The following is an 11,946-nucleotide window of genomic DNA, read 5'->3' on the forward strand; positions in this document are numbered from 1 at the left end:
TTTCATGAGACCTGACGCCATGTCCTTTCCTGCATGGGCCCGACCGGGCGCCCGCGCGCTCCTCACCCTGGCGGTCGTCGCCGCCGCCTGCGGCTCCGCCTGGCAACTGTGGGACCACTACGAGCTGGCCCCCTGGACCCGCAACGGACGCGTGCGCGCCGAGGTCGTGCAGGTCGCGCCCGACGTGTCCGGCCTGGTGACCGAGGTCGCGGTGCGCGACAACCAGTTCGTCGCCGCCGGCGCGCCGCTGTTCTCGCTGGACAAGGCCCGCTTCGAACTGGCCGTGCAGCAGGCCGAAGCGGCCGTCGCCGCGCAGGCCGTCGCGCTCGACAACCAGCGCATCCTCATCGCGCAGGCACGGCGCGAGAACGACCGCAACACGGGCCTGGCCGAGCTGGTCTCGCGGGAGCTTCGCGAGCAGTCGCGCCTGCGGCTGGACCAGGCGAACGGCACCCTGCGCGCGGCCGAGGTGGCGCTGCGCCAGGCGCAGGTCGCGCTGGACACCGCGCGGCTGAACCAGCGCCGCACACAGGTGCATGCGCCCGCCGACGGCCTCGTGACCAACCTCGACCTGCGGCAGGGCGCCTACGCGAGCGCCGGCCATCCGGTGATGGCACTGGTGGATGCGGGGTCGGTCTACGTCGAAGGCTATTTCGAGGAGAACAAGCTGCCGCGCATCCACCTGGGCGACCGGGTGCGCGTGACGCCCATCGACGCCGGCGCGCTCGAAGGCAGCGTGGAGAGCATCGCGGCCGGCATCGCCGATCGCGATCGCAGCACCGGCGCCAACCTGCTTCCCAGCGTGAACCCGACCTTCAACTGGGTGCGGCTCGCGCAGCGCGTGCCCGTGCGCGTGAAGCTGGACGCGCTGCCGGCGGGCACACGGCTGGTCACGGGCCAGACGGTCACGGTGCAGGTGCTCGGGGCCTCGGCGGCGCCAGAGACGGCCGCCGCCGCGCGCCGTGCGGAGCCACGAGGATGACGCACCTTCACCGACACCTGGCCACCGTCGCGGCGGGCGCGCTGCTGGCCGGCTGTGCCCATTCGCCCATCGGCCCCGACTATGTCGCGCCGGCCGCGCTCTCGCCCGCGCAGGCGGCCTCCGCGGGGCCGTTCCTGTCGGCCGGCGGTAATGCGACGGACGCGGCGCTGCCGCCGAACTGGTGGCATCTCTACGAGGACCCGCAACTCGACGCACTGGTCGCCCGGGCCCTGGCGCACAACGCCGACCTGCGGCAGGCCATGGCCAGCCTCGAGCGCGACCAGGCGCTCGAAGCCGAGGTGCGCGGGCCGCAGCAGCCGACGCTGGCCCTGAACGGCGGCCCCGGCTTCGGCCATGTCTCGGGGCTCACGCTCGTGCAGAAGGACTACGAGCCGCCGAGCCGCTTCACCTATGGCGTGGGCGCGAACCTGTCCTACCAGCTCGACCTGTTCGGCCAGTTGCGCCGCGCCATCGAGGCGGCCGAAGCCGGCAGCGGCGCGGCGCGGGCGGCCGTCGACCTGGTGCGCGTCAACGTCGCCGGCGGCACGGCCCGGGCCTATGCCGAGGCCTGCGCCACCGGCTTGCGTCTGCGCAGCGCCCGCGAATCGGTGCGGCTGCAGGAAGAGGCCGTGCAGCTCGCGCAACGGCTGCAGCAGGGCGGCAGGGTAGGGGCCATCGACACCGCGCGCGCACGCGGCCAGCTCGAACTGCTGCGCGCCTCGCTGCCGCCGCTGCGGGCGCAGCGCCAGAACGCGCTGTATCGGCTGGCCACGCTGACCGGCGCGGCCCCGCGCGACTTCCCGGCCCAGGTGGCCGCATGCGACAGCCCGCCGCGCGTGGCGGGCCCGTTGCCCGTGGGCGATGGTGCAAGCCTGTTGCGTCGCCGGCCCGACGTGCGACAGGCCGAGCGCAGCCTCGCGGCCGCCACCGCCCGCATCGGCGTGGCGACGGCCGAGCTCTATCCCAAGGTCGTGCTCGGCCTGTCGGCCAGCTCGGCCGGCTTCATGGACCGGTTCGGCAACCGCGAGTCGTTCAGCTACAGCCTGGGGCCGCTGATCAGCTGGACGCTGCCCACCAACGGCGTGGCCCGCGCGCGCATCGCGCAGGCCGAAGCCGCCACGCGGCAGGCCGCCGCGCGCTTCGATGCCACCGTGCTCACGGCGCTGCGCGAGGTCGAGAGCGCCCTCGAGTCCTACGCGCGCGAACTGGAGCGGCACGCCGCCCTCGCGGCCGCCCGCGACCAGAGCGCCGTCGTGGCGGCACAGGCACGCACGCTCTACGTCAGCGGCAAGACCGCGCAACTCGATGCGCTCGATGCCATGCGCACGCTGGCGGCCAGCGAGGCGGCCCTCGCGGCATCGGAAGCCCGGCTCGCGGACGACCAGTTCGCCGTGTTCATGACGCTCGGCGGCGGCTGGGAAGGCCAGGGGCGGGACCTGCTCGCCGGCGTGGCGCCATAGCCCATGGAAGACTTGCAGCAGCTCAAGGTCTTCGCCGAAGTCGTCGCCCGCAAGAGCTTCACGCGCGCGGGCATCGCATTGGGAATTTCCAAGGCCAGCGTCACCAAGATCGTGGCCCAGCTCGAGAAGGGCGTGGGCGTGCGGCTGCTGAACCGCTCGACGCGTTCGGTCACGCCGACCGACGCCGGGCAGACGCTCGCGCGGCGGCTGGCGCCTCTGTTCGGCCTGCTCCAGGAGCTGAGCACGGAACTGTCGGACTTCGCGGCGCATCCGCGCGGACGCCTGAGGGTCGCGGCACCGCACGGCCTGTCGCTGAGCCTGCTGGGCTGGCAGATCGAGGACTTCATCACCGACCACCCCGACGTGCACGTGAGCATCCACCTGAGCAATCGCGACGACGACCTGGTGATGGGAGGCATCGATGTCGCCTTGCGCATCGGGCCGATCGAGGCCAGGGACGTCGTGGTGCGCAAGCTTCGGCCCGTGCCGCTGGTGCTCTGCGCATCGCCGCAATACTGGGCCCGCAAGGGCATGCCGTCGAAGCCCGAGGACCTGGCCCGGCACGAACTGCTGACCTTCTCGCTGTGGGACGCGTCGCCCCGGCTGCCCTTCCTGATCGATGGCAAGACGCACCACGTGCCCGTGCGCAGCCGCCTCGATGCGGACGATGCCGCACCGCTGATCGCACTGGCGGTGAAAGGGCTCGGCGTCACCTGCGTGCCCGAGGTGCTGGCGCGCGCGCACCTGGGCTCGGGTGCATTGGTGCCCGTGCTGAAAGATGCGATGCCCCCGACGATCTGGCTGTATGCGACCTACGCGCATCGCAATCACAAGAGCGCGGCACTGCGGGCATTCCTGGACTTCCTCACGTCGAGCGCCGGGGATCTCTCCGTGCGCTGATGCGGGCACCGGCGATCCGTCGAAGCTTGCCCTGAACCTGGGCTGGGCTGGCCTGGCTGGACGCTCTCACGTCGTGGCGCGCCGATTCGCACGGCCCCCTGCAAGGCACATGGATGGCGGCGTGATCGGAAAAGCGCCTACGAGCAGGGCATGTTCCTCGTTCCATAAAGTCGTTTCGGGGCGCCAATGTTCGACTTCAGCCAGGAGACGGTAGCGATGCGTCGAAAGATCCTCAACGAGCGGCAGCTTCGCGTGCTGGACAGCATGAGGCTGCTGGCGTCCTTCTGGCAGCGGCGCCTGCCCGCCGAATCGACCTCCCCCGACGAGATCGAACAGCTCCTCTCGCTGGAGGCTGCCGGCCTCGTGAAGGCACGCTTCGACCCGCCGCGCAGGGAGCGCACCGGCGAGCTCGTGATCGCACGCGCGGTCGTTCTCGAAGTCACGGCCGAAGGACTCTCCGCGCTGACGCACGCGCAGCGTCAGCAGCCGGGCATTCTCGGGGAAGCGCCGGGTCGCCGACCCGTTCGGTCGAGCCGGGCGCGCAAGCTGGAGGCGCGCGTGAACCCGCTCGACGCCTGCCGCACGAACGTCCGCGGGCCTCTCAGCGATTGAGCAGCACCATCGCCCTGATCGCGGGCCCGACCTGCGTGGTCAGCGTGTTCGCGTAGCTGGCCTGGGCGGGGTCGATGGTGCGGCGGAAGAGGTTGAGGGAGCCCACGAGAAAGTTCACGCCGTCGCTCGAAGGGTCGAAGGCGGTGGCCACAGGATTGATCAGGCCGTGGATCGGGAAGGGCGTCCCCAGTGCGCCGGTGGCCATGTCGGTGATCGCCCGCGTGTATTGCAACTGGTTGACCGTATCGACCAGGCTGAGCATGCGGCCCCTGCCGTCGATGGCCAGGGAGGTCGACCCATCCACTCCCAGGCCGGCCACCGTCAGGGCCGTCTGCGTGAGGGCGCCGGTCGACGCATGGATCGAGTAGGTCCGCAACATGCCATCCGTGCCGATGGCATAGAGGTAGGCGCCGGAAGGGTGGACCACGACCGATACCACGTCTGTTGTTGCTTGCCGGACCGGGTCATCCAGCGTGCCATCCGCGCGGATCGGCAGCGTCTGGATGCCCTGGCCGCTGGTGCCGACGAACACGAAGCGCCCCAGCGGATCCACCGCCAGCGGCAGCGGCAGCGGGGAGGTACCGCTGGCGCCCGAGAGGAATTTCTGCTGAAGAACGCCCGGTGCCGCGGGCGTGGCCGGGGGCACGGCATACGTGCTCAGCAGGCCGTCGCCGTTCGCGACGACATAGAGATAGTCGCCGCTGGGATGCATGCCCACCGCGACAGCTCCGCGGGCGCCCAAGGTTGCGGAGCTCATCGTATCGATGCCATCGCCTTGCCGGATGGCATACACCCGACCGCTGTCGCTCCCGCCGAACACGAGACGCCCCTTCGGATCGGCCGCGAACGACACGAAGGTGGCGGGCGCGATGGTCGATGCCTGTGCCGTCAGGTCGGCGGCGCTATAGCGCATGAGCATGGGAATGCTGGAGCCGAGCAAGGAGGACACGTAGACGCTGCGCGTCGCGGGAGTGGCGCAGGCCACGCTCACATCGTCGATGTCCGCCGCGGCGACCGTGCCATTGCCCCGGTCGACGGTGCAGAACTGGGTGTACATGCGCGGCTGGGATTTCACCGTCACGGCATACGTGCTCCCTTCGGCGACGGAGGTCGCGAACTGGCGCTTGCCATTGGCGCCGACGGCCAGGTCGTCGCCCGAATTGTTCTGCAGCACCAGGCCCTGTCCGTCGAGACCGCTCACCGTGACGTTCACCGCACGGGTGCGGGTGGCGCAGACCACCTGCACCGAAGCCACGTCGTCCGCGTCGATGGTGCCGCTGCCCTGCGCCACCGAGCACAGCTGGGTCGGTCCGCCGGGCTGCGTCTTCACGGTCACCGCATAGGCGGCGCCGCTGGCCACCGCGACCGGAAACACGAAGCTGCCGTTGGCCGCGACGGGCAGATCGTCCCCCGCATTGTTCTGCAGCACCAGGCCCGTGCCGGCCAGTCCGCCGACCGTGCCGCCCACCGTGTACGACTGCGTGGCACACAGCACCTTCACCCCGGTGACCGCCGTATCGGCCACGGTGCCCGTGCCGCCGTTGACCGTGCAGACCTGGGAAGGTCCGCCGGGCTGGGACCGCACGCTCACCGCGTAGGTCGCGCCTTGCGCCAGCGCGGTGGAAAAGGTGAAGGCACCATCGGCCGACACCGCCAGCGTGTCGTCGTTGTTCGCCAGCACGAGCCCGTGGCCCTTCAATCCGGTGACCGTTCCCCCGATGGTGAGCGGCGGGGGCGGCTCCGGCACGGAAGGCTCCGTCGGCACCGAAGGCTCCGTCGGCGCGGAGGGCTCCGTCGGCGTCGTCGCGGGGCCGACGGGCGGCAGTGCGAACGCGCCGCCACCGCTGCCTCCACCACCGCCGCAAGCGGCCAGCAGCAGCACCAGCAGTGCGCAGCTGCGGCGTGCGACGGCCCGAAGCGAGCCGGTGCTGTGGGTTGACGAAACAGGGGCGGGGATGGCCGCGGGCGTGTGCTGTTGCATGAAACGATGAGCCCGGTGGCACGACATGGCGATCGCGGGGCAGGGTCGGGAAAACGGGCGATCCTAGGGAGCTCCGCCTCGAGAGCCAATCCCCGAGAACTGGTAAATCGAGGGCCGCGGCTGCATCGTCTTTTGTCGATTTGATTTGACATAACACTCATTGGATGCTTTTCAGCCGGGCTAGAAAGGCAATGGTTGATCCAATAGAAAGTCAGGCATATGATTCCCCAAGCCAACTCCCAGCCCGCCACCCGCCCGATGGACCTACACACGCCCCCCGACCAAGCCGCTTTCCGCCGCGAGGTCCGCCAGTTCATCGAGGACCGGCTGCCCGCCGAGATCCGCGAACGCCTGCGCCTGGGCCATCCGCCGCGCAAGCAGGACACCGTCGCCTGGCAGCGCATCCTCAACGAGAGAGGCTGGGCGGCGCCGCACTGGCCGCGTGAGTACGGCGGCGCCGAGCTCGGACAGGCCGAGCGGCTGATCCTGCTCGACGAGCTGTTCCGCGCGCCCGCGCCGCTGCCGCAGGTGTTCAACGTGGGCATGCTCGGGCCGGTGCTGCTGAAGTTCGGCACCGAGGCGCAGAAGCGCTTCTTCATGCCCAAGCTCGCGAACCTCGACCTCTGGTTCTGCCAGGGCTTCTCCGAGCCGGGCTCGGGCTCCGACCTGGCCTCGCTGCGCACTTCGGCCAGGCGGGAAGGCGAAGGCGAGGACGAACACTACGTCGTCGACGGCCAGAAGATCTGGACCACCACCGCGCACCTGGCCGACTGGGTGTTCGCGCTGGTGCGCACCGATGGCACGGGCAGCAAGCAGCACGGCATCTCCTTCCTGCTGATCGACCTGCGCAGCCCGGGCATCACGATCCGCCCGATCACCTCGATCGACGGCCAGCACCATCTCAACGAGGTCTTCTTCGACGCGGTGCGCGTGCCGGTCGGCAACCTCGTGGGCGAGGAAGGCCGCGGCTGGGACTGCGCCAAGTACCTGCTGATGAACGAGCGCACCGGCATCGCCAACGTGGGCCTGTGCCGCGAGCGGCTGGACTATGCGCGCGAGCTGGCCGGCCGCCTCACGCAGGCCGGCCGACCGCTGCTCGACAGCCCGCGGCTGCGCGCCGAGATGGCCGTGCTCGACGCCGAGATCCGCGCGCTCGAGGTCACGAACTGGCGCTTCCTGCTGTCGAACGACACGGCGCGGAAGAATCCGGGCTTCGCTTCCGTGCTCAAGCTCAAGGGCACCGAGCTGCAGCAGGAGATCGCGCAGCTGCTGCAGCGCATCGCCGGTCCCGCGGCGATGGAGCGCCGCGCGCACGACGGGCCCGGCGCCGAGCACTGGGCCGGGCCGCTCGCGATGCGCTACTTCTACAGCCGCGCCGCCAGCATCTACGGCGGCACGAGCGAAGTCCAGAAGGACATTCTTTCCAAGACGATCCTGGGATAGGCCCGCATGAACTTCGAACTCAATGAAGAGCAGCAGGCGCTGCAGGCCAGCCTCTCGCGCCTGCTCGGCGATGTCTACGGCTTCGAGCAGCGCCGCGCGATCGCCGCCACGCCCGCGGGCTGGAGCGAAGCGGTGTGGCGGCAACTGGCCGATCTGGGACTGACCGCCCTGCCCTTGCCGCAGGCCCACGGCGGTTTCGGCGGCGGCGCGGTCGACCTGCTGCCGGTGATGCAGGAGCTCGGCCGCGCGCTGTCGCTCGAGCCCTTCCTCGCCTCGGTCGTGCTCGGTGCCACCGCGCTGCGGCTCGCGGGCGACGACGACATGCAGGCGCGGTTGCTGCCCGGCGTGGCCAGCGGTGAAGTCCGCCTGGCCTGGGCCCACGACGAAGCGGCCGGGCACCAGGCGCCGCTGTGGATCGAGACCGTCGCGCGCCGCGATGGCGAGCGCTGGCGGCTCGACGGCGTGAAATGTAACGTGCTGCATGCCACGGCCGCTCACCATGTCGTGGTCAGCGCACGCGTCGCAGGCGTGCCCGACGATGCACAGGGCCTCGCCCTGTTCCTGGTCGATGCCCAGGACCCGGGCGTGCGGTGCCGCGCCCATCGCCTGGTCGACGACACGCCGGCCGGCGAGCTGCGCTTCGAATCCGCCACCGCGCTGCCGCTGCACGATCCGCACGATGCCGCCACCGCGCTGCGCGCGCTCGAGGGAACGCTGGCCGCCGGCACCGCCGCGGTCTGCGCCGATGCCGTCGGCCTCATGGAGTCGGCCTACCGGCTGGCCGTCGACTACCTGAAGACGCGCCGCCAGTTCGGCCGCCTGATCGGCGAGAACCAGGCGTTGCGCCACCGCGCCGCGGAAATGCTCGTGAGCCTCGAGATGTGCCGCAGCATGGCGCTGGTGGCGGCTGTCGCCGCCGACGACCTCGACGCACCCGGCGCGCGCGCCGACCTCGCGCGCGCCAAGCTCATGATCGGCCGCCACGGCCGCGGCATGTGCCACGCGGCGATCCAGCTGCATGGCGGCATCGGCATGACCGAGGAATACGCGGTGGGCCACTGCCTGCGCCGCCTCGCGCTGCTCGACCAGCTCTTCGGCGATGTCGACGCGCAGTCGGCGCGGCTGGCGGCGATGGCATGAGCGAACCCGCCTTCGAGACCCTGCGCTGGGACCTGTCGGGCCCGGTGCTCACGCTGACGCTGCACCGCCCCGAGCGCATGAACGCGATGACCCGCGCCATGCGCCGCGAGCTGTGCCGCGCGCTCGACCTCGCGGATGCGCAGGACGCGGTGCGCGCCATCGTGATCACCGGCGCGGGCCGTGCCTTCTGCGCCGGCTTCGACCTGTCGGAAGGCGCGCGGGCCTTCGATCCGGCCGCGGCCGCGCGTGACGCCGAATCGGGCGAGGAGCCGGGCCGCGACGGCGGCGGCGTGCTCGCGCTGCGCCTGTTCGCGAGCACCAAGCCGCTGATCGCCGCCGTGAACGGCGCGGCCGTCGGCATCGGCGCGTCGATGCTGCTGCCGATGGACATCCGCATCGCCTCGCGCGACGCGCGCTTCGGCTTCGTCTTCGCGCGCCGCGGCATCGTGCCCGATGCCTGCGCGAGCTGGTTCCTGCCGCGCGTGGCCGGCATCTCGAAGGCGCTGGAATGGAGCATGGGCGGCCATGTCTTCGATGCCGAGGAGGCCCGCGCGGGCGGCCTCGTGAGCGAGCTGTGCGAACCCGGCGAGCTGCTGGCGCGCGCGCAATCGCTGGCCGCGGAGATCGCCACGCATGCGGCACCGGTGTCGGTGGCGCTCACGCGGCAACTGATGTGGCGCATGCTCGGCGCGGCGCATCCGATGGAGGCCCATCGCCTCGAAAGCGCCGCGCTGCGCGCGCGCGGCGCTTCGGCCGACGCGGCCGAAGGCGTGGCCTCGTTCCGCGAGAAGCGGCCCGCGCGCTTTCCCGATGCCGTCAGCACCGGCATGCCCGCCCCCTACCCCTGGTGGACGGAGCCGCCGTTCGCCCCCATCGGAGACACGACGACATGGGCCAGGTGATCCTCGACGGGCGCGCCATGGAGCGCGACCTGCTGACCCAGCGCGCCCTGCAGGCCGCGCGCGGCCTCGATGCGCTCGGCGTGCGCGAGGGCGACGCGGTGGCACTGCTGCTGCGCAACGACTTCGCCTTCCTCGAGGCGCAGCAGGCCGCGGCCGCGCTCGGCGCCTACGCCGTGCCGATCAACTGGCACGGCAAGCCCGAGGAGGTGCTCTACATCGTCGAGGACGTGCGTCCGCGCGTGATCGTGGGCCATGCCGACCTGCTCGCGCCGGTGCGCGAGCGCTTCCCCGTGGACACCGCCGTCGTCACGGTACCGACGCCGCCCGAGGCGGTGCGCGCCTTCGCGCTGACCGACGAGGCCGCCGCGGTGCCGGGCGGTGCGCTCGAATGGAACACCTGGCTCGCGGCCTTCGCGCCCTGGGACGGCCCGCCGATGCGCAGCCGCGCCACCATGATCTACACCTCGGGCACCACCGGCCGCGCCAAGGGCGTGCGGCGCGAGGCCGCCACGCCCGAGCAGGCGCGCGCCTATGTCGAACTGCTGCGCAGCGTGTACGGCCTGCAGCCCGGCGTGCGCGCGCTGATCGCGGGGCCGCTGTACCACTCCTCGCCCAATGCCTTTGCGCGCCAGGCGCTGCCCGCCTGCGAGGTGCTGGCGATGCAGACCAAGTTCGATCCCGAGGCCGTGCTCGCCGCGATCGAGCGCCACCGCATCAGCCACATGGTGGCGGTGCCCACGATGTTCGTGCGCATGCTCAAGCTGCCCGAGGCGGTGCGCCGCCGCTACGACCTGGGCTCGCTGCGCTGGGTCACCCATACCGGCGCGCCCTGCGCGCCCGAGACCAAGCGCGCGCTCATGGACTGGTGGGGACCGGTGGTGTACGAGACCTATGGCGGCACCGAGGTCGGCACCGCCACGCTGAGCACGCCGCAGGACTGGCTGGAATTTCCCGGCAGCGTGGGCCGGCTGACGCCCGGCGCGCGCATGGCGCTCTACGGCGAGGACGGACGCCCGGTCGCGCCGGGAGAGGTCGGCGAGATCTTCGTGCGCGTGCCGGCCTATGCCGACTTCACCTACCACAACCATCCCGAGAAGCGCCGCGAGGTCGAGCGCGACGGGCTGATCAGCTGCGGCGACGTGGGCTACGTCAAGGACGACCACCTGTACCTGTGCGACCGCCGCGCCGACATGGTGATCTCGGCCGGCGTGAACATCTATCCGGCCGAGATCGAGGCCGTGCTGCTGCAATGCCCCGCGGTGCGCGACTGCGCGGTGTTCGGCATTCCGGACGACGAGATGGGCGAGTCGCTGGCCGCGGCCATCGAGTGCATGCCTGGCGCCGCGCCCGACGCGGAAGCGATCCGCGCCTTCCTCGCCGAGCGGCTGGCCCGGTACAAGGTCCCGCGCCGCATCGACTTCCACGCGTCGCTGCCGCGCGAGGACAGCGGCAAGATCTTCAAGCGCCGCCTGCGCGATCCGTTCTGGCAAGGCGCGGGCCGCAGGATCTGAAATGGCGCCCGCCACGGAAGCGATGGCGCAACGGCTCGCCGCCGCGCTGAGCCGCCATGCGGGACTGCACGGCCGCGTCGAGGCGCTGCGCCGCCTCACGGGCGGCGCGACCAAGACCACCTGGTCCTTCGAGCTCGCGACCGCCGACGGCCCTGTCGCGCTGATCCTGCAGCAGGCACCAGCCGCCACACCCGAAAGAAAGGAATCGTCGGCACCGAAGCTCGATGCCGCCGACGATGCGCGGCTGATGATCGCCGCGCGCACCCACGGCGTGCCGGCGCCCAGGGTACGCGCCATCCTCGACCTGCACGACGGCCTCGGCCGCGGCTACGTCACCGAGCATGTGGCAGGCGAGACGCTGGGCCGCAAGCTGGTCGCCGACCCCGCGCATGCCGGTGCGCGCGCGGCGATGGCGGAGCAGGCCGGGCGGATTCTCGCGACCATCCATCGCATGCCCACCACGGGACTGGATTTCCTGCAGCGGCTCTCGCCCGCGCAGGAACTCGCGGTATACGCGGGCCTGCTCGACGCCACGGGCTTTCGTCATCCCGCGCTCGACTTCGCGCTGCAATGGGTGCGCCGCCACCTGCCCGCGGACGATGCCGACGCGCTGGTGCATGCGGACTTCCGCACCGGCAACCTGATCGTCGGGCCCGAGGGCATCCGCTGCGTGCTCGACTGGGAGATCGCACGCCGCGGCGATCCCATGCAGGACCTCGGCGTGCTGTGCATGCGGACCTGGCGCTTCGGCGCCGCGCCCGAGGTCGGCGGTTTCGGTGCGCGCGAGGACCTGTACGCGGCCTACGAGCGCGCCGGCGGCGCGCCGGTCGATCCCGCGCGCGTGCGCTTCTGGGAAGCCTTCTCCAATCTCAAGTGGGCCATCGGCTGCGTGCGCCGCGGCCTCGCCACCCGCGACGACGGCACGCCCGCGAGCCTCGAGCTGTGCGCCGTGGGCCGGCGCATGGAAGAGCCGCTGTGGGACTTCTTCCAGCTTGTCGAGCACTGAACAAAGGAA

Annotated in this window: 10 protein-coding genes; 9 read left to right on the forward strand and 1 reads right to left on the reverse strand. The window is 71.5% G+C overall.

The window, feature by feature from the left end; genetic code table 11:
• Window positions 1–19: 19 nt before the first annotated feature.
• The 4 genes from ACEN9J_RS33555 to ACEN9J_RS33570 all read left to right on the forward strand — a co-directional run bounded on the left by ACEN9J_RS33555 (window position 20) and on the right by ACEN9J_RS33570 (window position 3,954).
• Window positions 20–982, forward strand: a complete 963-nt coding sequence (locus ACEN9J_RS33555; RefSeq protein WP_413765437.1) for a biotin/lipoyl-binding protein — start codon at window positions 20–22, stop codon at window positions 980–982.
• Window positions 979–2,442, forward strand: a complete 1,464-nt coding sequence (locus ACEN9J_RS33560) for an efflux transporter outer membrane subunit (protein WP_413765438.1) — start codon at window positions 979–981, stop codon at window positions 2,440–2,442. Before ACEN9J_RS33555 ends, ACEN9J_RS33560 begins: the two co-directional genes overlap by 4 nt.
• 3 nt (window positions 2,443–2,445) lie before the next feature.
• The gene (locus tag ACEN9J_RS33565) at window positions 2,446–3,342 is read left to right on the forward strand and encodes a LysR substrate-binding domain-containing protein (protein WP_413765439.1); all 897 of its coding nucleotides are present in this window, start codon (window positions 2,446–2,448) and stop codon (window positions 3,340–3,342) included.
• Between the two features lie 186 nt (window positions 3,343–3,528).
• Window positions 3,529–3,954, forward strand: coding sequence for a hypothetical protein (locus ACEN9J_RS33570; RefSeq protein WP_413765440.1), 426 nt, complete (start codon window positions 3,529–3,531; stop codon window positions 3,952–3,954).
• On the opposite strand, the gene ACEN9J_RS33575 is transcribed toward ACEN9J_RS33570, so the two are convergent.
• Entirely contained in the window at window positions 3,944–5,935 is a 1,992-nt protein-coding gene (locus tag ACEN9J_RS33575; protein ID WP_413765441.1) for a hypothetical protein, read from the reverse strand. The two genes, ACEN9J_RS33570 and ACEN9J_RS33575, sit on opposite strands and share 11 nt — an antisense overlap.
• Before the next feature lie 258 nt (window positions 5,936–6,193).
• Here ACEN9J_RS33575 and ACEN9J_RS33580 point away from each other — a divergent pair, with 258 nt between their 5' ends.
• The 5 genes from ACEN9J_RS33580 to ACEN9J_RS33600 are packed head-to-tail and all read left to right on the forward strand — an operon-like array spanning window position 6,194 to window position 11,937.
• Entirely contained in the window at window positions 6,194–7,378 is a 1,185-nt protein-coding gene (locus tag ACEN9J_RS33580; RefSeq protein ID WP_413765442.1) for an acyl-CoA dehydrogenase family protein, read from the forward strand.
• 6 nt (window positions 7,379–7,384) lie between these two features.
• Entirely contained in the window at window positions 7,385–8,518 is a 1,134-nt protein-coding gene (locus ACEN9J_RS33585) for an acyl-CoA dehydrogenase family protein (protein ID WP_413765443.1), read from the forward strand.
• Entirely contained in the window at window positions 8,515–9,420 is a 906-nt protein-coding gene (locus tag ACEN9J_RS33590) for an enoyl-CoA hydratase-related protein (protein ID WP_413765444.1), read from the forward strand. The genes ACEN9J_RS33585 and ACEN9J_RS33590 overlap by 4 nt, the downstream gene beginning before the upstream one ends.
• Window positions 9,408–10,931 (forward strand): acyl-CoA synthetase, encoded by a 1,524-nt coding sequence (locus tag ACEN9J_RS33595; protein ID WP_413765445.1) that lies wholly within the window; start codon window positions 9,408–9,410, stop codon window positions 10,929–10,931. Before ACEN9J_RS33590 ends, ACEN9J_RS33595 begins: the two co-directional genes overlap by 13 nt.
• 1 nt (window position 10,932) lies before the next feature.
• Window positions 10,933–11,937 (forward strand): phosphotransferase family protein, encoded by a 1,005-nt coding sequence (locus ACEN9J_RS33600; protein WP_413765446.1) that lies wholly within the window; start codon window positions 10,933–10,935, stop codon window positions 11,935–11,937.
• Window positions 11,938–11,946: the final 9 nt, after the last annotated feature.

The organism is Variovorax sp. Varisp41 (genome assembly GCF_047325085.1).
GTDB lineage: Bacteria > Pseudomonadota > Gammaproteobacteria > Burkholderiales > Burkholderiaceae_C > Variovorax.

What these genes read in the sequence shown, in the direction of transcription:
- ACEN9J_RS33580 (WP_413765442.1), top strand. Translation starts at nt 6,194, where the DNA reads ATGGACCTACACACGCCCCCCGACCAAGCCGCTTTCCGCCGCGAGGTC.
- ACEN9J_RS33590 (WP_413765444.1), top strand. Translation starts at nt 8,515, where the DNA reads ATGAGCGAACCCGCCTTCGAGACCCTGCGCTGGGACCTGTCGGGCCCG.
- ACEN9J_RS33595 (WP_413765445.1), top strand. Translation starts at nt 9,408, where the DNA reads ATGGGCCAGGTGATCCTCGACGGGCGCGCCATGGAGCGCGACCTGCTG.
- ACEN9J_RS33570 (WP_413765440.1), top strand. Translation starts at nt 3,529, where the DNA reads ATGTTCGACTTCAGCCAGGAGACGGTAGCGATGCGTCGAAAGATCCTC.
- ACEN9J_RS33555 (WP_413765437.1), top strand. Translation starts at nt 20, where the DNA reads ATGTCCTTTCCTGCATGGGCCCGACCGGGCGCCCGCGCGCTCCTCACC.
- ACEN9J_RS33560 (WP_413765438.1), top strand. Translation starts at nt 979, where the DNA reads ATGACGCACCTTCACCGACACCTGGCCACCGTCGCGGCGGGCGCGCTG.
- ACEN9J_RS33600 (WP_413765446.1), top strand. Translation starts at nt 10,933, where the DNA reads ATGGCGCCCGCCACGGAAGCGATGGCGCAACGGCTCGCCGCCGCGCTG.
- ACEN9J_RS33565 (WP_413765439.1), top strand. Translation starts at nt 2,446, where the DNA reads ATGGAAGACTTGCAGCAGCTCAAGGTCTTCGCCGAAGTCGTCGCCCGC.
- ACEN9J_RS33585 (WP_413765443.1), top strand. Translation starts at nt 7,385, where the DNA reads ATGAACTTCGAACTCAATGAAGAGCAGCAGGCGCTGCAGGCCAGCCTC.
- ACEN9J_RS33575 (WP_413765441.1), bottom strand. Translation starts at nt 5,935, where the DNA reads ATGCAACAGCACACGCCCGCGGCCATCCCCGCCCCTGTTTCGTCAACC.